At 67.7% G+C, this 23086-nt stretch carries 20 protein-coding genes; all 20 read left to right on the top strand.

The features are described from left to right. Nucleotides 1-107 precede the first annotated feature (107 nt). Nucleotides 108-1928, top strand: coding sequence for a flagellar biosynthesis GTPase FlhF (gene flhF / locus H9654_RS02800; RefSeq protein ID WP_191768807.1), 1821 nt, complete (start codon nucleotides 108-110; stop codon nucleotides 1926-1928). Further along, complete coding sequence (locus H9654_RS02805) at nucleotides 1915-2802, top strand: MinD/ParA family ATP-binding protein (RefSeq protein WP_042613867.1); 888 nt, start codon at nucleotides 1915-1917, stop codon at nucleotides 2800-2802. The genes flhF and H9654_RS02805 overlap by 14 nt, the downstream gene beginning before the upstream one ends. Next, a complete protein-coding gene (locus tag H9654_RS02810; protein ID WP_042613866.1) occupies nucleotides 2799-3542 on the top strand; it encodes an RNA polymerase sigma factor FliA in 744 nt (247 codons plus the stop codon). Before H9654_RS02805 ends, H9654_RS02810 begins: the two co-directional genes overlap by 4 nt. 21 nt (nucleotides 3543-3563) lie before the next feature. Beyond that, entirely contained in the window at nucleotides 3564-3956 is a 393-nt protein-coding gene (gene cheY, locus H9654_RS02815) for a chemotaxis response regulator CheY (protein ID WP_042613865.1), read from the top strand. Continuing rightward, complete coding sequence (locus H9654_RS02820; RefSeq protein ID WP_182657510.1) at nucleotides 3956-4594, top strand: protein phosphatase CheZ; 639 nt, start codon at nucleotides 3956-3958, stop codon at nucleotides 4592-4594. Before cheY ends, H9654_RS02820 begins: the two co-directional genes overlap by 1 nt. A 2-nt stretch (nucleotides 4595-4596) precedes the next feature. Then, nucleotides 4597-6441, top strand: a complete 1845-nt coding sequence (locus H9654_RS02825) for a chemotaxis protein CheA (protein ID WP_191768808.1) — start codon at nucleotides 4597-4599, stop codon at nucleotides 6439-6441. A 76-nt stretch (nucleotides 6442-6517) separates the two neighbouring features. After that, nucleotides 6518-7258 carry a flagellar motor protein gene (locus H9654_RS02830; RefSeq protein ID WP_057508268.1) on the top strand — a complete coding sequence of 247 codons (741 nt, stop codon included), beginning with the start codon at nucleotides 6518-6520 and terminating at the stop codon, nucleotides 7256-7258. A gap of 1 nt (nucleotide 7259) precedes the next feature. Further along, nucleotides 7260-8255 (top strand): flagellar motor protein MotD, encoded by a 996-nt coding sequence (motD, locus tag H9654_RS02835; protein WP_191768810.1) that lies wholly within the window; start codon nucleotides 7260-7262, stop codon nucleotides 8253-8255. A 4-nt stretch (nucleotides 8256-8259) separates the two neighbouring features. Then, nucleotides 8260-9042, top strand: coding sequence for a ParA family protein (locus tag H9654_RS02840; protein WP_101099698.1), 783 nt, complete (start codon nucleotides 8260-8262; stop codon nucleotides 9040-9042). Continuing rightward, complete coding sequence (locus H9654_RS02845) at nucleotides 9039-10043, top strand: chemotaxis protein CheW (RefSeq protein WP_191768812.1); 1005 nt, start codon at nucleotides 9039-9041, stop codon at nucleotides 10041-10043. The genes H9654_RS02840 and H9654_RS02845 overlap by 4 nt, the downstream gene beginning before the upstream one ends. A gap of 317 nt (nucleotides 10044-10360) precedes the next feature. Continuing rightward, nucleotides 10361-10669, top strand: coding sequence for an STAS domain-containing protein (locus tag H9654_RS02850; RefSeq protein WP_101099696.1), 309 nt, complete (start codon nucleotides 10361-10363; stop codon nucleotides 10667-10669). Further along, the gene (locus H9654_RS02855) at nucleotides 10666-11031 is read left to right on the top strand and encodes a response regulator (RefSeq protein ID WP_042613857.1); all 366 of its coding nucleotides are present in this window, start codon (nucleotides 10666-10668) and stop codon (nucleotides 11029-11031) included. Before H9654_RS02850 ends, H9654_RS02855 begins: the two co-directional genes overlap by 4 nt. A gap of 49 nt (nucleotides 11032-11080) precedes the next feature. Further along, entirely contained in the window at nucleotides 11081-13069 is a 1989-nt protein-coding gene (locus H9654_RS02860) for a chemotaxis protein CheA (protein WP_191768814.1), read from the top strand. A 201-nt stretch (nucleotides 13070-13270) separates the two neighbouring features. Next, a complete protein-coding gene (locus H9654_RS02865) occupies nucleotides 13271-15511 on the top strand; it encodes a methyl-accepting chemotaxis protein (protein ID WP_191768816.1) in 2241 nt (746 codons plus the stop codon). A gap of 465 nt (nucleotides 15512-15976) precedes the next feature. After that, entirely contained in the window at nucleotides 15977-16141 is a 165-nt protein-coding gene (locus H9654_RS02870; RefSeq protein ID WP_191768817.1) for a hypothetical protein, read from the top strand. A gap of 39 nt (nucleotides 16142-16180) precedes the next feature. Next, nucleotides 16181-18364, top strand: coding sequence for a methyl-accepting chemotaxis protein (locus H9654_RS02875; RefSeq protein WP_191768819.1), 2184 nt, complete (start codon nucleotides 16181-16183; stop codon nucleotides 18362-18364). Nucleotides 18365-18571: 207 nt separating this feature from the next. After that, on the top strand, nucleotides 18572-19351 hold the full coding sequence (locus H9654_RS02880; protein WP_191768821.1) for a flagellar brake protein: 780 nt from the start codon (nucleotides 18572-18574) through the stop codon (nucleotides 19349-19351). 158 nt (nucleotides 19352-19509) lie between these two features. Further along, entirely contained in the window at nucleotides 19510-20001 is a 492-nt protein-coding gene (locus tag H9654_RS02885; protein ID WP_101099691.1) for a chemotaxis protein CheW, read from the top strand. Nucleotides 20002-20130: 129 nt separating this feature from the next. Continuing rightward, on the top strand, nucleotides 20131-20511 hold the full coding sequence (locus tag H9654_RS02890; protein ID WP_042611988.1) for a hypothetical protein: 381 nt from the start codon (nucleotides 20131-20133) through the stop codon (nucleotides 20509-20511). 95 nt (nucleotides 20512-20606) lie between these two features. Further along, on the top strand, nucleotides 20607-22967 hold the full coding sequence (locus H9654_RS02895) for a methyl-accepting chemotaxis protein (RefSeq protein WP_191768824.1): 2361 nt from the start codon (nucleotides 20607-20609) through the stop codon (nucleotides 22965-22967). The last annotated feature ends 119 nt before the right edge of the window (nucleotides 22968-23086 follow it).

The following is a 23086-nucleotide window of genomic DNA, read 5'->3' on the forward strand; positions in this document are numbered from 1 at the left end:
TTGCAACGTCTTGATCCACCCATTACCGAAGGGGACCCCGCACCGTGCTGACCACCGACCACCCGCGATCCCCTGCCCCTGAAACGAATCCGTCCCGGTACCCCAGCATGAAAATCAAACGATTCGTCGCCGCCGACATGCGCTCGGCCATGAACCTGGTACGCAAGGAACACGGCCCCGATGCGGTGATCCTGTCCAACCGGCGGATCGAGGAAGGCGTGGAAATCGTGGCTGCCGCGCACTACGACGAAAGCGTGGTGCAGCGTGCGCTGGAAACCGCACGCAAGGACAGCGCACCGGCACCCGCGCCGGCACCGCGCCCGCGCACCGCGGCCGACGCGATGATCGCGGCGATGACCCGCCGCCGCACGCCCGAACAGGACGTCGAGCCGGTTGCGGCCACCACCTCGGCCGTCGCCGCGCTGGCGCGTGCGGCGGTCGGCGCCACCGGTCGCACCCTCAACAGCGCGGATGAAGGCGTGCCGCGTCGTGGCAGCGAAGGCTTCGCTGCCACCTTGGCGCGTGCCGCCGGTGGCCTCGCCCGATTCCCGTCGCCGCCGGCCGTCAACGAACCGTCGCTGCCCGAGCAGATCTTCGCCCCCTTCGTGCAGCCGCCGGCCGACGCGCCGCGGGTGTCGCCCAGCCGCCCTGCCGCTGCGCTGCCGCGCGCCTGGGTGGAAGACGAAACCTTCGATGTCGCCGCACCGGCCGTGGCCGTTGAACCGCGCGTTCCGGCGCCGGTCCTGCGCGCACCGGCGGTGCTGCCGCCGCCGCTGCCGATGGCCTTCGCCGCACAGGTGCCCGAGCTGACCGAACGCGGTAGCGCCGAGCCATGCTCGGCGGAATCTTCCCGTCCACGGCCCGCTTCGCTCGCCGACCAGGGGTCGGCGCTACCCCTGGCCGTCAGCGCCGAGCCCTGCCCGGCGGAATCCGCACCCGCTCCCACCCTCCAGCTGGCCGAAGTCGTGCCGCCGGCGCCGCCGGTGGTTGCGCCCCCCACCCTCACCGTCATCGCCCGCGACGACGAAGAGATGCGCCACCTGCGCAATGAAGTGGCCGGCATGCGCCAGGTCATCGAACGCGAGATGCACCGCTTCACCGATGAGCGCCTGCGCGGCAACCCGGTGCGTGCCACCGCGCTGGACCTGATGGACGAATATGGCTTCGACGCCGGGATCGCCCGCGACGTGGTGCTGCAGATCCCGCTGGATACCGAAGCGCACCGGGGTCGCGGCCTGATGCTGGGCCTGCTGTCGCGCAAGCTGCCGATCTCCCCGGTCGACCCGCTGGAAGCCGGCGGGGTGATCGCGCTGGTCGGCCCCACCGGTGCCGGCAAGACCACCACCATCGCCAAGCTGGCCTCGCGCTTCGCCGAAGCCCACGCCCCGCGTGACGTCGCCCTGGTCACCACCGACACCGCCCGCATCGGCGCCCGCGAGCAGTTGTACGGCTTCGGCCGCCAGCTCGGCATCGCCGTGCACGAGGCCAACAGTGGTACCGATCTGGACCAGTTGCTGGAACGCTTGAAGGACTACAAGCTGGTGCTGATCGATACCGCCGGCGTCGGCCCGCGCGACCGCACCCTGGCCTCGCAGCTGCAGTGGCTGCGCGCCGCCCCCCAGGTGAGCACCCTGCTGGTGCTGCCGGCCAACACCAGTTTCGGCGACATGGACGAAGTGGTGCGCCGCTTCAGTGCCGCCAACCTGCAGGGCGTGGTGCTGAGCAAGCTGGATGAGACCGGCCGCTTCGGCACCGCCCTGTCGGTGGCCGTCGACCACCGCCTGCCGATCACCTGGGTGACCGACGGCCAGGACGTTCCCGAAGACCTGCACCGGGCCAGTGCAGCCAATCTCGTACTTCGCCTTGAAGATTTGCGCCGCGCGGCCGATATGCCCTGCAACCCGGAGTTGAACCATGCCGTCGCGTGAGTACGCCAAGCTGACCACCGCCTTTCCGTTGTCGGCCACCCGCAGCCAGCCGCTGGGCCCTGTCCGCACCATCGCCGTCACCGGCGGCAAGGGCGGCGTGGGCAAAACGAACGTTTCGGCCAACATGGCCGTGGCGCTCGCCGGCATGGGCAAACGCACGCTGCTGCTGGACGCCGACCTGGGCCTGGCCAACATCGACGTGATCCTGGGCCTGAAGCCGGAGTTCACCCTGGCCGACCTGATCGCCGGCCGCTGCACGCTGGAAGAAGTCATCATCGAAGGCCCGAACGGCGTGCTGGTGGTGCCGGCCGCGTCCGGTCGCCGGCACATGGCCGAACTGGCCCCGGCCGAACATGTCGGCCTGGTCAATGTGTTCTCCGAACTGGAGCGCGACCTGGATGTCATGGTGGTGGACACCGCCGCCGGCATCACCGATGGCGTGCTGACCTTCTGCCAGGCGGCCCAGGACACCGTGGTGGTGGTCTGTGACGAGCCGGCGTCGATCACCGATGCCTACGCCCTGATCAAGGTGTTGTCGCGCGAACGCGGCGTGGACCGGATCCAGGTGGTGGCCAACATGGTGCGCGATTCCAACGAGGGCCGCGTGCTGTACGAAAAGCTGAGCCGGGTCTGCGAGAAGTTCCTCGCCGATGTCTCGCTGAACTACCTCGGCTGCGTGCCGCAGGACGACTGGCTGCGCCTTTCGGTGCAGCGCCAGCAGCCGGTGGTGAAGGCCTACCCGTCCAGCCCGTCGGCGCTGGCGATCAACGAGATCGCCCGCCGTACCGCACGCTGGCAGGCCCCCACCGAGCCGCGCGGCGGCGTGGAGTTCTTCCTCGAACGCATCCTCAAGCAGCGCGGGGTGGTGGCATGAAAGGCGCAGCGCAGTACCGCGAAGTACAGCGCACCGCGGCCACCGAATGCATCAACCAGCATTCGGACCTGGTGCGCCGCATCGCCCATCACCTGGCCGCCCGGCTGCCCGCCAGCGTGGAGGTCGATGACCTGATCCAGGCCGGCATGATGGGGCTGATCGAAGCCTCGCGCAGCTATGACGCCGACCAGGGCGCATCGTTTGAAACCTATGCCTCGATCCGCATCCGTGGCTCGATGATCGACGAGATCCGCCGTGGCGACTGGGTGCCGCGTTCGGTGCACCGCCGTGCGCGCGACGCCGCCGCCACCATCCGCCGGCTGGAACAGGCCAGCGGCCGCGCGGCATCGGCCACCGAAGTTGCTGCGGCGATGGACATCCCGCTGCCGGACTACCTGCGGCTGATGGAAGATGCCTCGCGCGGCCAGGTGCTGAGCCTGGAGTCACGGATCGAAGACCAGGGCGAGCTGGACACCATTGCCCAGGGCGGTCCGACCCCGCAGCAGGTACTGGAACGCAGCCAGTTCGGCAGCGAACTGGGCAAGGCGATCGGCCACCTGCCCGAGCGCGAGCAGCTGGTGCTGTCGCTGTATTACGAACAGGAACTCAACCTTAAAGAGATCGGCGCAGTGCTCGGCGTGAGCGAGTCGCGGGTCTGCCAGATCCATGGCCAGGCGGTATTGCGCCTGCGTGGCCGACTGAAAACCTTCGAGGCCGTTGACGCGGGCCTGGAAGCGTAAGTACCCAAGAGGAATCAAGCTTTGAACAAGAACATGCGCATCCTGATCGTCGACGACTTTTCGACCATGCGTCGCATCGTCAAGAACCTGCTCGGCGACCTCGGCTTCACCAACACCGCCGAAGCTGAAGATGGGCATGCCGCACTGGCGATGCTGCAGAGCCAGTCTTTCGATTTCGTGGTCACCGACTGGAACATGCCGGTGATGACCGGTATCGAGCTGCTCAAGGCGATCCGGGCCGATGCACGCCTGAAGACCCTGCCGGTGCTGATGGTCACCGCCGAAGCCAAGCGCGAACAGATCATCGAAGCGGCCCAGGCCGGCGTCAACGGCTACATCATCAAGCCGTTCACCGCACTGACCCTGCAGGAAAAGCTCGGCAAGATCTTCGAACGCCTGGCGGCGAGCGCCTGATGGCCGTTGTCATGGATGCAGCGATGGACAAGGCCTGGCTGGTGCAGCGGCTGCAGGAAGCGCTTGCCGCGCTGGAAGCGGGCGATGAAACCGGCTGGCGCGTGCAGATCGATGCCCTCGCCGCCGCACGTACCCAGCCGATGATGGCCGGCCTGTCACGGCTGGCGCGGGAGCTTGGCCAGGCACTGGGCGAACTGCCCACCGTCACCACCGATGCCGGTGAGCTGGACGACGCCTGCGCCCGCCTGGACCACGTGGTGACGATGACCGAACAGGCCACCCACCGCACCTTGGACCTGACCGAAGAATGCCGTGCACTCACCGCACGCCTGGGTGAAGAGGCCTTGCCGCTGCTGGAGCAGCAGCAGGCGCTGGAGCGCATCCGCCACAACCTGACCGAGATCGCCCTGACCCAGAGCTACCAGGACCTGACCGGGCAGATCATCCGCCGCGTGGTCGGCATCGTGCGCCGCGTGCATGAAGGCTTCGGTGCACTGGGCCTGCCGCCGGAACTGCAGGCGCAGCGCCAGCAGGGCCGTCACGAACCGGCACTGGCCGGCCCTGCGGTGCACGGCGTGGACCGCCATGCGGTGTCCCAGCACGACGCCGACGACCTGCTGTCCGACCTGGGGCTCTGAAGATGAGTGGAATCGCCGACGACATCGCTGCCGACTTCATCATCGAGGCGCAGGAAATCCTTGATCGTCTCGGCGAGCAGCTGGTCACCCTGGAACAGGACCCGCAGGACAGCCCGCAGCTCAATGCGGTGTTCCGCGGTTACCACACGCTCAAAGGCGGCGCCGGCTTCCTTGGCATCACCGCCATGGTCGAACTGTGCCACGCCGCGGAAGAAACCCTCGGCCTGGTGCGTGCCGGCCAGGCCACGCTGCAGCCGCACCATTTCGATGCCGGCCAGCAGTCGCTGGACTACCTGCAGGCGATGCTGGATTCGGTTTCGGCCGGCGAAGAGCCCGGCCATGCGCCACCGGAGCTGATCGCCCAGTTCGATGTCGGTGCGGCTCCGGCCAGCACGACCGCGGCTGCAAGCGGCGATCCATCGCTGATCAGCGATGACGAATTCGAAGCCCTGCTTGACCAGCTGCATGGTGGTGGCGCACCGACCGCGGTGGCACCCAAGGCCGCCGATGCGATGATCAGCGAAGACGAGTTCGAAGCCCTGCTCGACCAGCTGCACGGCGGTGCCGTGCCCGGCGCCCAGGCCGTTGCCGCGGTGGCCCCTGCGCCCGTTCCCACCAAGCCCGCCCCGCCCGCCGCCCGTGCACCGGCAGCCAGTGCCGCCGCCCCGCCCAAGCCGGCCAAGCCGCTGGCCGAAGCCGAGCAGACCGTGCGCGTGGACACCAAGCGGCTGGACGCCATCGTCAACCTCATCGGCGAGCTGGTGCTCTCACGCAACCGGCTCAAGACGCTGCGCGCGCGCCTGCGCGATGAAGAACTCGACCGCGCGGTCTCTACCCTGGACATCGCCACCGCGCGGCTGCAGTCGGCGGTGATGCGTACCCGCATGCAGCCGGTGGGCAAGGTGTTCTCACGCTTCCCCAAGGTCGCCCGCGATGTCGCCCGCTCGCTGAGCAAGGAAGTCGAACTGGAGCTGGTAGGCGCGGAAACCGAGCTGGACCGGAATCTGGTGGAAGCGCTGGCCGATCCGCTGGTGCACCTGGTGCGCAATGCCATCGACCACGGCGTGGAAATGCCGGACCTGCGCGAAGCCCAGGGCAAGTCACGCAGTGGCCACGTGCGGCTTTCAGCGCAGCAGGAAGGCGACTATGTCAGCATCGAAGTACAGGATGACGGCGCCGGCATCGATCCGGAAAAGCTGCGCGCCAAGGCCCGTGAGAAGGGCCTGATCGATCCTGAAGCCGCTGCCCGCCTGAGCAGCGAAGAATGCCTGCACCTGGTGTTCCTCCCCGGCTTCTCCACCAAGGCCCAGGTCACCGACATTTCCGGTCGCGGCGTTGGCATGGACGTGGTGCAGTCGCGCATCCGCGAACTGAGTGGGCAGATCCAGATCCAGTCCGAGCTGGGCCGTGGCAGCCGCTTCATGATCCGCGTACCGCTCACCCTGGCGATTTTACCGACCCTGCTGGTGCAGGCCGGCGAGGATGTCTACGCCTTGCCGCTGGCCCGCGTGCTGGAGGTGCTGCATGCACCGGCCACCTCGCTGGGCTGGTTCGATGGCCGCGCGGTGCTCGACCGTCGCTCGCACACCCTGGCCCTGGTGGACCTGCGCCAGTGGCTGGACGTGGAGCCGATGCAGTCCAATCTGCTCACCATCGTGGTGCTGCAGGCGGGCGAAGCACGCTTCGGGCTGGTGGTGGACCAGGTGCGCGGTCGCGAAGAAGTGGTCATCAAGCCCTTGCCGAAGGCGCTGCGCGGACTGCGCGGCTACGCCGGCGCCACCCTGATCGGCGACGGTCGGATGGCGCTGATCCTCGATGTCGACGGGCTTCGCAGCCCGCACGACTGATCAAAAACTGTGACGTCGGTCGGCACGCTGCCGGCCGCCAGCTCAAGTCACACCGCTACGGGCCGATAACCGATCCATGGACAGACTCAGCCTCATAGGACTCTTCCTCGCCTTGGCATCACTGGTCGGGGGCAGCATCCTCAAGGGCGCTGGCCTGGCGTCGCTGTGGTCGCCGGCTGCGTTCGTGATCGTGATCGTGGGAACCCTCGCATCGATCCTGCTGCATACCGCCCCGGCGGTGTTCAAGCATGCCTTCACCATCGTGCGCTGGGTGATCCGCCCGCCGCAGAGCGATCGCCGCCAGCTGATCACCCAGATCGTGGAATGGAGCAACATCGCCCGCCGCCAGGGCCTGCTCGGCCTGGAGGCACAGGTCGAAGCGCAGTCCGATCCGTTCCTGCGCAAGGGGCTGCAACTGCTGGTGGACGGCGTGGAGCCGGAAACCATCCGGCACATGCTGGAGATCGAACTGAGCAGCCAGGAGCACAAGGACCTCGCCGCCTCCAAGGTGTTCGAGGCCATGGGCATCTATGCGCCGACGCTGGGCATCATCGGCGCGGTGCTGGGCCTGATCGCGGTGATGAAGAACCTGGCCGACCCCAGCAAGCTCGGCCATGGCATCGCCGCGGCGTTCACCGCCACCATCTACGGCATCGCCTCGGCGAACCTGCTGTTCCTGCCGGTATCGGCCAAGCTCAAGAGCGTGATCGCCCACAACACCCGAGACCGCGAGATGGCCATCGAAGGCCTGATCTCGATCGCGCTGGGCGAGAATCCGCGCAACATCGAATCCAACCTGAGCGGGTTCCTGCACTGACATGGCCCGCCGCAAGCACCACGAAGAGCATGCCAACCATGAGGCCTGGGCGATTCCGTACGCCGACCTGATGACGCTGCTGCTTGCCTTCTTCGTAGTGATGTATGCGATCTCATCGGTCAACGAAGGCAAATACCGCGTGGTCGCCGCCGCGCTGAGCACCGCCTTCGGTTCGGCCCCGCGCACCCTCAACCCCGTGCAGGTCGGCAGCAACCAGGTCAAGGGCGGCGGCTGGGATGCGCCTTCGGTGATCAACGCCGGCAGCCGCGTCGGTCCATCAGCACCCGCGCCGGCCAACGATCCGTCCTTGCTGCCAGCAATGGCATCACAGATGCGCTCACCGGTGTCCTTCCGTGACCAGGAGCAGCTGAAGCAGGCCGAGCGCCAGCTCAACGCGATCGCCGGCCGGCTCACCGCCACGCTGGCGCCGCTGATCGACCGCGGCATGATCACCGTGCGCCGTACCGAGCTGTGGATCGAGGTGGAGATCAACAGCGATATCCTGTTCCCGACCGGTGCCTCGGTGCTGGACGTGCAGGCGCGTGACACCCTGTCCACGCTGGCCGGGGTGCTGCGCGGTGTGCCCAACAGCGTGCGCGTGGAAGGCCACACCGACAACGTGCCGATCGCCACCGCGCAGTTCCCTTCCAACTGGGAACTGTCGGCCGCGCGTGCCGCCAGCGTGGTGCACCTGTTCGCCGACCAGGGCCTGCAGCCGGCCCGCCTGGCGATGGTCGGCTACGGCGAATTCCGCCCGCGCGAGGACAACACCAGCGCCGTCGGACGCAACCGCAACCGGCGGGTGATGGTGATCATCCTGGCCGACACCACGCACGGCGTGGACCCGATCAGCGAACGGCTCAACGCCTCCACCGGCAGCGCTGCGCCCGCGCCGATCACCCCGATTTCCTTACCCCCCACCCCGCAGGCGCCACGTGCGCCTGCAGCGGCCGGCAGCCCGATCGGCGCCGCCGTCACCCCCGCCATGAAGGAGTAGACCGATGCGCATCTGGGCAATCGCCAACCAGAAGGGCGGCGTCGGCAAGACCACCACCACCCTGGCGCTGGGCCGGCAACTGGCCGCCCTGGGCCACCGCGTGCTGCTGATCGATCTTGACCCGCATGCTTCACTGACTCGCTCGTTTGGCATCCCGCTGGATCCGCCGCCGGCCGGCGTGCTGGAACTGTTCGCCGCACCGCCGGCCGAACTGGCCACGCTGTGCCACGCCAGCCGCATCCCGGGGCTGGACCACGTCTGCGCGCAGTCGGCGCTGGCCACGCTGGAACGGCGCAGCGCCAACCAGCCTGGACTGGGACTGTCGCTGCAGAATGCGCTGGCACGCCACGCCGGCCGTCACGATTACATCCTGCTCGACTGCGCGCCCACGCTGGGGCTGCTGATGATCAACGCACTGGCCGCGGCGGATCGCCTGATCATTCCCACCCAGGCCGAACCGCTGGCGCTGCACGGGCTGGACGGCATGGTCCGCACCGGTGAAATGGTTGAACGCTCGCGTCGACGCCCGCTGCCGATGTCCATCCTGCCGACCCTGTTCGACCGCCGCACCCGCGCCGGCAACGAGAGCCTGCGGCAGATGCAGGACAACCATGGCACGCGTGTCTGGGAGGATGCGATCCCGGTGGACACGCGGATGAGCAACGCCGCCACGCTGATGGCGCCGGTGGAAGGGGACGACTATCCGGGCCGCGGCCTGGCCGCCTACCGCCGTGCCTTGGACTGGATCCTGGCCGACGATGCGCGCGCACTGGAGCAGGCCGCATGAACAACGAAACCGTGCTGGACGATTACCTGGAACAGCTGCTGGGCGAAGCCACCACGACACTCGCCGAGCCGGTTGCGGTCCCCGCTGCCCAAACCGCAGCCGAGCCCCCCGCCGAACGCGAGCCGACCTGGGATGACCTGCCCGACGAGGTGGTCTACGAAACCGGGCCGGCCAGCAGCGAAGACCCCGCATTGATGGACGAAGCCAGCCTGCAGGCCGCCTTTGATGCCGCCGCCGACGCGCCGCTGCCTGCTGCTGGAGCGGAACCGGAACCGACCTGGGACGACCTGCCGGACGAAGTGATCTACGAAACCGGCGAGGACGTCAGCGCGGTGCTCACCAACGCCGACAGTCCCTCGCTGGAAGCCGCCTTCGCTGCCGCTGCCGACCCCATCGCCGCCCTGCTCGCCCCGTCCCCGCCCGCCGCGCCTGCGGCGCCCGCGTTGCCGCCGCGCACCGTGGCCCGCGCGACCCCCGCGCTGGCGCAGCCGAATGAAAACCCGCCCAGTACCTGGCAGGAACTGCAGGAACAGGCCCGGCAGAGCGGTTACGCGTCATCCCCGCAGCGACGCGCCACCGAGCGCAGCTCGCGCTGGCTGCGGCTGCGCTGCGGCAGCCAGGCCTATGCGCTGGAACTGCTGAAGGTGCAGGAAGTGGTGCTGCCGGTGCCGCTGCTGCCCCTGCGCGGCACCGCCCCTGCGATGCTCGGCATCATGAACCTGCGCGGCCAGGTAGTCCCGGTGATGGACCTGGGCATCCACCTCGGCGGCGCCCCCGCCGGCGAAGACGCCCTGACCCGCATCGTGGTGCTCGAAGAAAACGGCGAGATCATGGGCCTGCGCGTGAGCGCCGTGGAAGACGTCACCAACCTCAGCGACTCCCAGATAGAACCCCCCGACACCGCCCGCATCTGCCGCATCAGCAACGACATCTTCCGAGGCGTAGCCCGCCTCCACCAGCAACCGATGATCCTGCTCGACGCCACCCAGCTCCTGAACTGAAAGACAGCCCTCGCAGGAGCCACGCGCTCCGCCCTTGCCCTTGCCCTTGCCCTTGCTCTTCCCCCCAATCACCCGCGGCCCAAGCGCGGACTGTCAGCGAGGGGGGCGGGCAGGGTCAGGCAGGACTGTGTGAGGCAGGAGCCGAACACAAGCCTACACGGACGTACTTGCGGCGTGTCCTGCCTGACCCTGCCCGCCCCCCTCGCCCCCGGCTTCTGCTTCTGCTTCTGCTCCAGGACGCGAAACAAAAAACCCAACCCTAAAGCTTCCCCGGATATTGCCGCTATGAAGTCTGGAACCGTTTGTCCGGAGCAACAATGAGCACTGTGGACCTGGGTGAAGATCTCGGCATCGAGAGCAGCACCGAGCTGAAGAACCGCCTGGCCCCGTTGCTGGCCGCGGCCGACCCGCTGACCCTCGACGCCAGCCGGGTGGGCCGTATCCACACCGCCGCCATGCAGGTCCTGTGCGCTTTCGTACAGGCTCGGCGCGGTGCCGGATTGCAGACGGAATTCAGCGGCAGCACCGCAACCTTCACCGACGCCGCGCGATTGCTCGGCGTCACCCAGGCCCTGGGCCTGGCTGTATCCCATGACAACCTGAAATCTGTGGAGAACGCGGCATGAGCGCACGTATCTTGGTGGTGGACGACTCGGCGTCGATGCGCCAGATGGTTTCCTTCGCCCTCACCTCGGCCGGTTTTTCCGTCGAAGAAGCCGAGGACGGCGCCGTCGCGCTGGGCCGGGCCAAGGGCCAGCGCTTCAACGCGGTGGTCACCGACGTCAACATGCCGAACATGGATGGCATCTCGCTGATCCGCGAACTGCGCCAGCTGGCCGAATACAAGTTCACCCCGATGCTGATGCTGACCACCGAATCGGCCGCCGACAAGAAGTCCGAAGGTAAGGCGGCCGGCGCTACCGGCTGGCTGGTCAAGCCGTTCAATCCCGAACAGCTCATCGCCACCGTGCAGAAGGTCCTGGGCTGATCGCCCACGCCATCCCGTCCCCCGCGCCCGCCCTTGGAACACACCTGACATGAGCATGGACCTGCAACGTTTCCACGCCACCTTCTTCGAGGAAAGCCGCGAAGGGCTGGACGCCATGGAAGCTGGACTGCTGACCCTGGAATCCGGCCAGCACGATGCAGAGATCATCAATTCGGTGTTCCGTGCGGCGCATTCGATCAAGGGCGGCGCCGGTACCTTCGGCTTTGATGCCATCGCCGCGCTGACCCACGTACTGGAAACGCTGCTGGACGAACTGCGCGCCGGAAAACGCGCGCTGGAAGCCAATGCGGTGGATGCCATGCTGGCCTCGGTGGACGTGCTGCGCGCCCTGCTCCGCGAAGCCGAACACGGCGTTCAGGCCGACCCGGCCACGGTCGCGGCGATGAAGGCACGACTGGAATCGATCCTGTCCGGCCAGGCCCCCGCGGCAGCAAGCGCAGCCGCCCCGGTCGCGGCCGAAGCGGAGCCGGAAGCCTGGCAGATCGGCTTCACCCCGGCACCGTCGATGTTCATGAGCGGCAATGATCCGCTGCGCATCATCCGCGAACTGGAACACCTCGGCCCGCTGCAGGTGCAGGCACGCCTTGAGCGGCTGCCCGGCTTCGAGCAGCTGGATCCGTTCGAAGCCCACCTGGCATGGGATCTCGGGCTGATCGGCAAGATCAAGCGCAGCCAGATCGAAGATACCTTCGCCTGGGTGGTCGACGACTGCGAGCTGGACATCCGTCCGGTCGCACCGCCCAGCCTGGCCACCACCGCACCGGCCCAGGTCGAGCCCGCGCCGACGGCGGCTGCAGCGCCTGCCACCGCAGCGCCGGCCACGGCCGCTGCGACCCCGGCGCAGGAAGCCGAATCCTCGATCCGCGTCAGCGTGGACAAGGTCGATGCGCTGATCAACCTGGTCGGCGAGCTGGTCATCACCCAGGCCATGCTCAAGCAGGTGTCCAACCATATCGACCCGGCCCATGCCGAACGCCTGTTCGCCGGCCTGGACCTGCTGGAGCGCAACACGCGTGACCTGCAGGAAGCGGTGATCGGCGTGCGCATGCTGCCCGTTGATGCAGTCTTCCGCCGCTTCCCGCGCCTGGTCCGCGACCTGTCCACCCGCCTCGGCAAGCAGGTGCGCCTGAAGACCATCGGCGAAGGGACCGAACTGGACAAGGGCCTGATCGAAAAGATCGCCGACCCGCTGGTCCACCTGGTGCGCAACTCCATCGACCACGGCCTGGAAATGCCGGAGTTCCGCCGCAACGCGGGCAAGGACGAAACCGGCACCATCACCTTGGCGGCCTCGCACCAGGGCGGCCACATCGTCATCGAAGTGAGCGACGACGGCCACGGGCTGAACCGCGAGCGGATCCTGGCCAAGGCGGCCGAACGCGGCCTGGCCGTGCCGGAGAACCCCACCGATGCGCAGGTCTGGGACCTGATCTTCCAGCCGGGCTTCTCCACTGCCGATGCGGTGACCGACCTGTCCGGCCGCGGCGTGGGCATGGACGTGGTCCGCCGCAACATCCAGGCGCTGGGCGGCGAAGTGCAGATCGAAAGCCGCGCCGGCATCGGCACGCGCACGCTGATCCGCCTGCCGCTGACGCTGGCGATCCTCGACGGCATGACCGTTTCGGTGGCCGGCGAAACCCTGATCCTGCCCCTGGCGTACGTGCTGGAAGCGCTGCAGCCGCAGGCCAGCGACATCCGCACCATGGCCGGCGAAGGCCGCGTGCTGCGCGTACGCGGTGAGTACCTGCCGATCCTGTCGCTGAGCGAGTATTACGGCTACGGCCAGCGCCACAGCGACGAATCGCTGGTGGTGGTGGTGGAAGGCGATGGCCAGAAGATCGCGCTGGAAGTGGACGAACTGGTCGGCCAGCAGCAGGTCGTGGTGAAGAACATCGAGAACAACTACCGCCGCATCGGCGGTGTGTCCGGCGCCACCATCCTCGGCGATGGCCGTGTCGCGCTCATCGTGGACATCGGCGGGCTGGTACGCTCGCTGCGCGTGCCGCAGGCCGCCTGATCCGTCATCAAGGTTAGCGCCGAGACTCGCTTGGCGGAATAAAAAAACGTCGCCGAGCACCGCTCGGCGCTACAGATCCGCGCAGCCGCGCCGCTACCTGTAAAGACGGCGTGATGATCCCCCACACCGCCGCGTCCGAGTCCTTTCCAACATCGCCCAGCGGCGTGGCCGCTGCGCCCCGCCCTGCCCTGGAGCACCCGCATGAAGTGGTTCGCCGATCTTCCCATCGCCCGCAAGCTGGCGGTGGGATTCACCTTGACCACCTTGATGACCCTCGTGCTGGGCGGCTTCGCCCTGCTGCGCCTGTCCGAGGCCAACCAACAGTTGCGCGGCATGGCCAGCAATGCCATTCCCTCGGTGCAGCACCTGGGCGAAGTGCGCTCGCAGCTGGGTGAGTTCCGCACCTATGAGATGGCCCAGCTGACCATGCTGGACAAGCCGGAAAAGGTGGCTGATTACAACAAGCGCATGGACGCCGCCGCCAAGGTGGTACACCAGGAACTTGATGCCTACGCTGCACTGCCGGCCGATGCCACCGAGCGCGCCCTGTATGCGAAGGTCAAGACAGCCGTCGCTGCATACCTGGCGGCCAACGAACAGCTGCGCGCGGCCGGCGGCAGCGGCGATGCGGTACTGGCGCAGCAGATTTCCGATGAGCAGTCGCGACCACTGCGGCGCGCCCTGTTCGAAGACCTCAAGGCCCTCAGCGCTTACAGCGGCAAGCTGATGGACCAGGGCATCGCCAACGCCAACGCCACCCACCACACCAGCCTGGTCGCCATCATCGCCGCGATGCTGCTGTTGTCGCTGGTTGCAGCTACGCTGGCGGTGATCATCTCGCGCGCCATCACCGTACCGCTGGGCAAGGCCGTGCAGGCCATCCAGGCCGTGGCACGCGGCGACCTGAGCGTCACCACCCAGGCCACCAGCAACGATGAGGCCGGCCGCATGCTGGCCGCCACCGCGGAGATGACCGCCACGCTGCGCCGCTTCTCCAGCCAGACCCAGCAGATGGTGGAAATGCACGCCGGCCCGGACATCAGCCACCGTATCCCGGAAGACTTCCCCGGCGTGTATGGCGAGCTGGCGCATGGCATCAATACGGTCATCTTCGAACACCTCGACGCACTACGCGATGCGGTGGATGTGCTGAACCAGTACGCCATCGGCAACCTGGAACCGGACGCCCGCCGCCTGCCGGCCAGCCGCGCTTTCCTGCATGAGTCCATGGATGCGGCCAAGGCCAGCCTGCTGGCGATCAACACGCAGATCCAGCAGCTGGCATCGGCCGCGGCGGTCGGTGATTTCAGCCAGCGTGGCGATGCCGCGCGTTTCCAGCATGACTTCAAGGTGATGATCGAACAGCTCAACACCATGATGCATGTGGCAGACGGCAACCTGTCGCAACTGTCGCAGCTGCTGCGGGCCATCGCCGCCGGTGACCTGACCGCACGCATGGACGGCGAATTCCACGGCGTGTTCGCGCTGATGCGCGACGATGCCAACACCACCGTCGGCCAGCTGACCAGCATCGTGTCCAGCATCCAGGTATCGGCGCAGAGCATCCGCGGCGCCGCCAGTGAGATCGCCGCCGGCAACAACGATCTGTCGCGCCGTACCGAACAGCAGGCCGCCAACCTGGAAGAAACCGCAGCATCGATGGAGGAACTGACCTCCACCGTGCGCCAGAATGCCGAGCATGCGCGCCAGGCCAACCAGTTGGCGATCGGCGCAGCCGGCGTGGCCAGCCAGGGGGGCGCAGTGGTCAGCGAGGTGGTCACCACCATGTCAGCGATCGAAGCGTCCTCCAAGAAGATTGCCGAGATCATCTCGGTGATCGACGGCATCGCCTTCCAGACCAATATCCTGGCGTTGAATGCCGCCGTCGAAGCGGCGCGCGCGGGCGATCAGGGACGCGGCTTCGCCGTGGTCGCCAGCGAAGTGCGCACCCTGGCACAGCGTTCGGCCGCAGCGGCCAAGGAGATCAAGGGCCTGATCGATGAGTCGGTCAGCAAGGTGTCCGACGGCTCGACGCTGGTGCATCAGGCCGGCGCGACGATGGGCGAAATCGTCGCCTCGGTGCAGCGCGTGACCGACATCATGGCCGAGATTTCGGCGGCTTCGCAGGAGCAGTCTGCCGGCATCGAACAAGTCAACCAGACCGTGGTGCAGATGGACGAAACCACCCAGCAGAACGCCGCACTAGTGGAAGAAGCCACCGCAGCGGCACGTTCGATGGAAGAACAAGCGATGCAGCTGACCGATGCGGTGGCCCAGTTCCGGCTGGCCGAAAGCGCGCCGGCCAAGGCCGCTGCACCTGCCGCACGTACCGGCGTGGCCGCATCGGCGAAGCCGCCGACGGCCACCGCGCGCCCGGCCACCCGCCGCGCCACGGTGCGGCAACCGGTCATCGCCGGCGACGGCGACTGGCAGGAGTTCTAAGCGCTACAGCGGTTCACTGGCTGGCGGGGCGGGGCAGGTTCGCGGGGGACGGCAAAACCCGCTCCTGCGGGCCTCGTTTCGCGCCCTCCATGGCGCGGGTCCACGCCATCCACCCCGCCCCCGCCTTCGTCAGGTCCATGGCGGCCTGGGAACATGCGGCTCTGGTAGCGCCGACCCATGGTCGGCGGAATTTGTCAGTTGAGCTGATGGATATCCGCCGACCATGGGTATGCCTGTCGTCCTGACCGGCACCCTGCGGGGCCGTCGCAAGCGACGTTGGCAGCGGCTCCTGCCGCTGCCTTCGGCGCTACCGCTTTGCGTCTGCGGCCCCCGAAACCTGTCAGGGGCCAGCCGAACGCCGTGATTTCGGGACAATCCGTGCGCGCCGTCACACTCTCATCACGCGCCCGTCAAGTTCGTTCGAGCAGGGCCGTTACTGCTCTCACCACATCGCCCGGTCTGCTGATGGACGCTTCCGCCGACGTCGCCGTGCCCCGACAGCGCTTTCCCCGCGCGCTGGCCGGCCTGCTGCTGCTCGGCCTTTGGATGGGCTGGGCAGCACCGGCGCTGTGGTACCAGAAGGCCGACTCTCCCATTCCCCTGTGCGTCGTCCCCACCGACCGCCGTTGAATCGCCACGCCGCTGTTCATGCCAGAAGGAGCATTGCGCATGTCCGCCACGCCACGCACTGTTGATTCGTTCGCAGGTCACGAAAGACTTCCTTTCCTGCAGGCCCTGACGGCAGAAGCCGATCGCCTGTTCCTGGCGGTCAGCGCCCTGCTGGCACTGGTGTCGATGGGGCTTGCGCTGCGCGCCGGTGCCTGGACCCCGTTCCTCGCCCTCAGCCTGCCCACCCTGCTGGTGGTCGCCGCGCAGGTCCATCTGCTGCCCGGCACGCGGCTGTCGCGCTGCACCGTCGCGCTGGCCTGGATGATGCAGGCCGCCACGCTGATCCACCAGACCGGCGGCCTGCTGGAAACCCATTTCACCGTGATCGTGCTGATCGCCCTGCTGCTGTACTACCGCGACTGGCTGCCGCTGGTGGTGGCCGCCGCGGCGATCGCCGTGCACCACGTGCTGTTCTTCTGGCTGCAGCAGCGCGGCCTGCCCTACCCGGTGTTCAGTGCAGGCAGCGGCATCGGCATCCTCGCCCTGCACGCCAGTTACGTGATGGTGGAAACCGCGCTGCTTTCGGTCATGGCCGTGCAGATGCGCCGCCAACTGCTGCTGCTCGGACATGATCCCCGGCAGTTGGCCGCATTGGCGCGCGGCGTGGCCGCCGACCAGCCGTTGCCGGCCGGCATCCGTGCCGAACAGTTCCCGGCCGAGTCGCTGGCGCGCACCCTGGTGCAGACCAGTACGCAGCTGCTGCAGCGGCGCGAGCACGAACAGGCCGCGTTGGCGGACACGCTGCGCATCCGCACGGCGCTGGACGATGTCACCACCAACGTGATGATCGCCGACCGCGAGCGCAACATCGTATTTGTCAACCGCCCCCTGCAGCAGATGCTGGCCGCTGCCGAAACCGACCTGCGCCGCGACCTGCCACAGTTCGATGCAAGCGACCTGATCGGCCGCAACATCGACATCTTCCACCGCAACCCCGCCCACCAGGCCAGGCTGCTGGACACCCTGACCACGACCTACCGTGCGCACATCCGCGTCGGCGGCCGGCTGCTGCGCCTGATCGTCAATCCCATCGTCAGCACCCAGGGTGAGCGCCAGGGCTTCGTGGTGGAGTGGGCCGATCGTACGCTCGAAGCGGAGGTGGAAGCCGAGCTTGAACGCATCGTGCAGGCTGCCGCCAACGGCGACTTCAGTGGCCGTGTCGCCTGCGAAGGCAAGGAGGGATTCCTGCTGCAGCTGGCCCAGCACCTCAACGGCCTGATGGATGCCAACGCCACCAGCCTGGACCAGATCTCCGCCCTCTTGTCGGCGCTCTCCCAGGGCGATCTCACCGCACGCATGGAAGGCGATTTCCACGGCGTGTTCGGCCGCATCCGCGACGATGCCAACGCCACCATCGCCCAGCTGACCCGCATCGTCGGCAACATCCAGGACGCGTCCACCCATATCAATGGCACCGCCGCCGGCCTGGCCCAGGGCAACGGGCACCTTGCCAGCCGCACCGAACAACAGGCGGCGAGCCTGGAAGAAACCGCCGCCACCATGGAAGAACTGACCGCCACCGTGCGGCAGAACGCCGAACATGCCCGCACTGCCAACCGCGTGGCCAGCGGTGCGGCCGAGGTGGCGGCCTCCGGGGGCGAGGTGGTCGGCAGCGTGGTCTCCACCATGAGCGACATCGAACACGCCTCACGTCGCATCGCAGAGATCATCTCGGTGATCGACGGCATCTCCTTCCAGACCAACATCCTGGCCCTGAACGCCGCCGTGGAAGCGGCCCGTGCCGGTGAACAGGGCCGTGGCTTCGCGGTGGTGGCCTCCGAAGTGCGCGTCCTGGCGCAGCGTTCGGCCGAAGCGGCCAAACAGATCAAGGGCCTCATCGACGACTCGGTGGATAAGGTCGCGCACGGCTCGGCGCTGGTGCAGCGCGCCGGCTCGACCATGCGCGAGATCGTGCAGTCGGTGCAGCAGGTCAACCAGATCATGGCCGAGATCGCCGCGGCTTCGCAGGAGCAGAGCGCGGGCATCGAACAGGTCAGCCACAGCATCACCCAGATGGACGCCAACACCCGGCAGAACGCGGCCCTGGTCGAAGCCTCGACCGAGGCCACCCATGCCATGGGATCGCAGGCAGCAGGGCTTGCCGAGGCCGTGGCGCGCTTCCGCCTGCATGACGATGGCAGCGATACCGCCGTGCTGCGGCGGCTGCGCGAGCTGGCCGGGTAGCGCAGGCCCCCGGGTAGTGACGGTCGCTGGCCGTCAGCTCCCCGCCGCTGCGCTCGCCGAGCGCGGCCCGGCGCTACCGCTGCCCCCACTGGCCCCGCCTGGCAACGGGGCGCTTTCATGGGGTTCAGGAAATGGCACCAATGCCGATATGCTGGAAGGCCACCGTGTCCTACGTCACGGTTTTTCCCGTACTCGAACGCAGAACCGATGTCCGCAGGCAGCCACGATGCAGCACAGGATCCCCCCTCCGCGCACGACGACAGCGCCGATGAACGCTTCCTGGTGCAAAACCCGCTGCAGATCCGCCAGCTGCTCAGGCAGCTGATCGACCAGCGGTCACTGATCAACGCCCACATCGGCGGACGCGACCAGAGCTTCCCCACCGCGGTGCTGGAGCTGGACGAGGACCGCGATGAGCTGCTGCTCGACGGCAGCCCGCAGGAGGCATCCAACCGTGCCGCCGAAGCAGCGGGCCACCTGCTGTGCTTTGCGCAGCTGGACCGGGTGCTGGTGCGCTTCCGCGTGGACCATATAGAGCGCCTGGACAACGGCCGCCACGTCGCATTCCGGACCACCCTGCCGGACGAGATGGTGCACCTGCAGCGCCGGGAGATGTACCGGCTGGAGACCCCGATCACCGACTCCCCGCAGCTGGTACTTCCAGCGGCGGACGGACGCCCGGAGCGGCTGGCGATGCGCGTGGTGGACATCAGCGGCGGCGGACTGGCGGTCACCCTGCCCGCGGAGTACGCCGTGTTCGGCCTGCAGAAGCGCTACGACGCCGAACTGAGCCTGCCGGATGGACCGGACCTGCAGGTCAGCCTGATCGCCTGCAACGAGCGCCTGCAGAAGCTGCCGAACGGCAGCGAAGTCACCCGCGTGGGGCTGCGCTTCGACCGCCTGCCGCGCGGCGGCGACAGCGCCATCCAGCGCTACATTTTCCGCATCGACCGCCAGCGCAGCGCCCGCAAGAACGGCGAACTGTAGGCGCGAGCTGGCTCGCGCGCGCTTGTCGTAGGAGCGAGCTTGCTCGCGCGCGCTTGTCGTAGGCGCGAGCTTGCTCGCGCGCGCTTTTGCTAAAGTCCCGCCCGGATCCGCCGATATCGAGCCTGAGACCGCGAATCACGGCACCCAGGACACCCTCGATGAACGACAAGAACCAGGCCCACGCCGATACCGGCGGCGAGTTCCTCAGCTTCACCCTCGGCGACGAGCACTACGGCGTGGACATCCTCAAGGTGCAGGAAATCCGCGGCTACGATGCGGTCACCCGCGTGCCGGATGCACCGGACTACATCAAGGGCGTGATCAACCTGCGCGGCACCATCGTGCCGGTCATCGACCTGCGCCTGAAGCTGCGCCTGGAGAACGCGCGTTACGACGCCTTCACCGTGATGATCGTGCTGAACGTGGAAGACCGCGTGGTCGGCATCGTGGTGGACAGCGTCTCCGACGTGATCCCGCTGGCGGCCGAGCAGATCCGCCCGACCCCTGAGTTTGGCGCGGCAGTGGATACCCGCTTCATTTCCGGCATCGGCACCCAGGACGATCGCATGCTGATCCTGCTGGACATCGAAACCCTGCTCGACAGCGCCGACATGGGCCAGCCGGTCGTGGCCGAGGAAGCCGCTGCCTGATTGCAGCGGATCGAAACAAAATCCTTCAGTTCCATCAGCAACAGCCGATAGGGGATTCAAGGACCGCCCGCGACGGAACGCACCAGGCCGGCCACCCGATCCCCATCCCCATTACTGGAGTACCTGTAGATGAAGTCCCTGTTCGCCTTTGCATCGGCCACCCTGCTGGCCGCCACCGCCCTGACCGCCTCCGCCCAGTCGGCCATGATTCCGCCGGAGATGGCCCCGCGCCAGGTCGGCAAGGAAGGCATGGTCTGCGGCAAGGTCGAAAAGGCCCGCTTCGCCGAAGGTTCGGAAGGTTCGCCGACCTTCCTGTACATGGGCGGCGCCTTCCCGCGCCACACCTTCTCCGCGCGCATCGCCGGCGCCAACCGCGGCAAGTTCAGCTTCCCGCTGGAATCGCTGGAAGGCAAGACCGTCTGTGTGATCGGCAGGATCGAGCGCGACGCCTCGCGCGCTGAAATCGAAGTCAGCTCGCCGGCTGGCCTGAAGCTGGCCGACATCAAGTAAGACCGGCCTGTCCCGCCACGCCGGCACGGCCGGCGTGGCTGCTGCACCCGGGCCATGGTGGCCCGGACGCGTCCGCCTTTGGAGAGTGCAACGCCATGCCCTGGATCAACAACCTCAAACTGATGCCCAAGCTGCTGCTCACCTTCGGGGTGCTGCTGCTGGTGATGCTGCTTCAGGGCATCGTGGCCTACCGTGGCCTGCACTCGCTCAACGACGTGACCACCGACCTGGCCGGCAAGCGGATGGAAAGCATCCGCATGGCCGGTGAGATGCGCGGCGTGCTGGGTGAGTACCGCAATTCCTCCTACCAGCAGTTGATCCGCGCCAGCGACGACGTCAAGGCCGAAGCGCACACCCGCGCCGGCGAGCTGCGCAAGCAGATGGATGCCTCGATCAAAGCCTACCCGGCGCTGGTCGACAACCCGCAGCAGAAAGCCCTGTTCGACACTTTCGTCAAGGAATGGAACGGCGCGCTCGCCTCCTACGATTCGGTCAGCGAGATGCTGGAACTGCAGCTGCCCGACGATGCCATCGACACCTTCGTCGGTGAGACGCGCACCAAGCACCGCGCTTCGGCCGCCGCACTGGAAACGCTGATCGCCGAAGACAACCGCCTGGCCCGCGCTGCGCGCGAGCAGGCAGAATCCACCTATGCCACCTCGGCGACGCTGATCATCGTCGCCCTGCTTGGCGGCGCCGCGCTCGGTTTCGTGCTGGTGTGGCTGTTTGCCCGCGCCCTGGTCGGCAGCGTGCGCGGCGCGGTGAGCGTGGCCAACGAAGTCGCCAGCGGCAAGCTGGACGGACACATCGACACCTCGCGCTCGGATGAAGTGGGCGACCTGATGCAGGCCATGCAGCGCATGCAGCGCGATCTGCGCGAACGCATCGAACGCGACCAGGCCATCGCCAGCGAGAACCTGCGCATCCGCACCGCGCTGGATTACAGCTCCACCGGCGTGTTCCTCAGCGATGCCAACCAGCAGATCGTCTACGCCAACCGTGCGCTGGCGCAGTCGCTGGTCGAGCACGCCGCCGAAGTGCGCAAGGACCTGCCGGAATTCGACGTCGAAGCGCCGCTGGTCGGCCGCCCGGTCGCCGAGCTGGAAGTGGGCGGCAAGGCCGATGCGGCCGTGCTGGCCGAGCTGGAGCGCAACGGCGTGGCCCGTCGCGAAGTGCAGTACGGACAGGCACAGTTCGCCCAGGTCATCTCCACCATCCGCAACGAAGCAGGCGAAACGGTCGGCCATGTGACCGAATGGCGCGACCGCACCCCGGAAGCCGCCGTTGAAGCCGAAGTGGCCCGGGTCATCGCCCGCGCCGCCGCGGGCGATCTCACCGACCGCGTGGACAGCGAAGGCAAGGACGGCTTCTTCCTGCAGCTGGCCAACCAGATCAACGGCCTGCTGGATGCCAACGCATCGAGCATCGAGCAGATCTCCCAGCTGCTCAACGCACTGTCGCGTGGCGATCTCACCGCGCGCATGCACGGCGATTACCAGGGTGTGTTCGCGCAGATGCGTGACGATGCCAATGCGACCGCCGAGCAGCTGAGCGGCATCGTCACCCGCATCAAGCATTCCAGCCGCGCCATCAACTCGGCCGCCGGTGAAATCGCCAGCGGCAACAGTGACCTGTCGCGCCGTACCGAACAACAGGCCGCCAACCTGGAAGAAACCGCGGCATCGATGGAGGAGCTGACTTCCACCGTGCGCCAGAACGCCGAGCACGCCCGCCAGGCCAACCAGCTGGCCATCGGTGCGGCCGGCGTGGCCTCGCAGGGTGGCGAAGTGGTCGGCCAGGTGGTCACCACCATGTCGGCCATCCAGACCTCGTCGAAGAAGATCGCCGAGATCATCTCGGTGATCGACGGCATCGCCTTCCAGACCAACATCCTGGCGCTGAATGCCGCGGTGGAAGCCGCACGTGCCGGCGAACAGGGCCGCGGTTTCGCCGTGGTCGCCAGCGAAGTACGCACGCTGGCACAGCGTTCGGCCGCAGCGGCAAAGGAGATCAAGGGCCTGATCGACGACTCGGTCGGCAAGGTCGCCGATGGTTCGGCACTGGTGCACAAGGCCGGCGCCACCATGGGCGAGATCGTCGCCTCGGTGCAGCGCGTGACCGACATCATGGCCGAAATCTCCGCCGCTTCGCAGGAACAGTCCGCCGGCATCGAACAGGTCAACCAGACCGTGGTGCAGATGGACGAAACCACCCAGCAGAACGCCGCGTTGGTGGAAGAAGCCACCGCCGCCGCGCGCGCCATGGAAGAACAGGCCGGCCACCTCAGCGAGGCGGTGTCGGTGTTCACCCTGGACGAGGTCGAGCTGCAGCACGACGCCCCGGCACCGGCACGTCCGCGTGCAGCCGCACCGACGGCCGCCCCGTCCGCCCCGCGCCGCCCGGCCAGCCGCCAGCCGGCGACCGAGCTGGCCGATGGAGACTGGCAGGAGTTCTGATCCGACTGCGTCTTCGGATAAGGCCGGGCCTGGTGCCCGGTCTTTTTTTTGCCCACTCGGTAGTGACGGCCGCTGGCGGTCATGCGGCGACCGCCGCCCCGGTGGGTGACGACCGCCAC

Source organism: Stenotrophomonas lacuserhaii (assembly GCF_014836545.1).
Taxonomy (GTDB): domain Bacteria; phylum Pseudomonadota; class Gammaproteobacteria; order Xanthomonadales; family Xanthomonadaceae; genus Stenotrophomonas; species Stenotrophomonas lacuserhaii.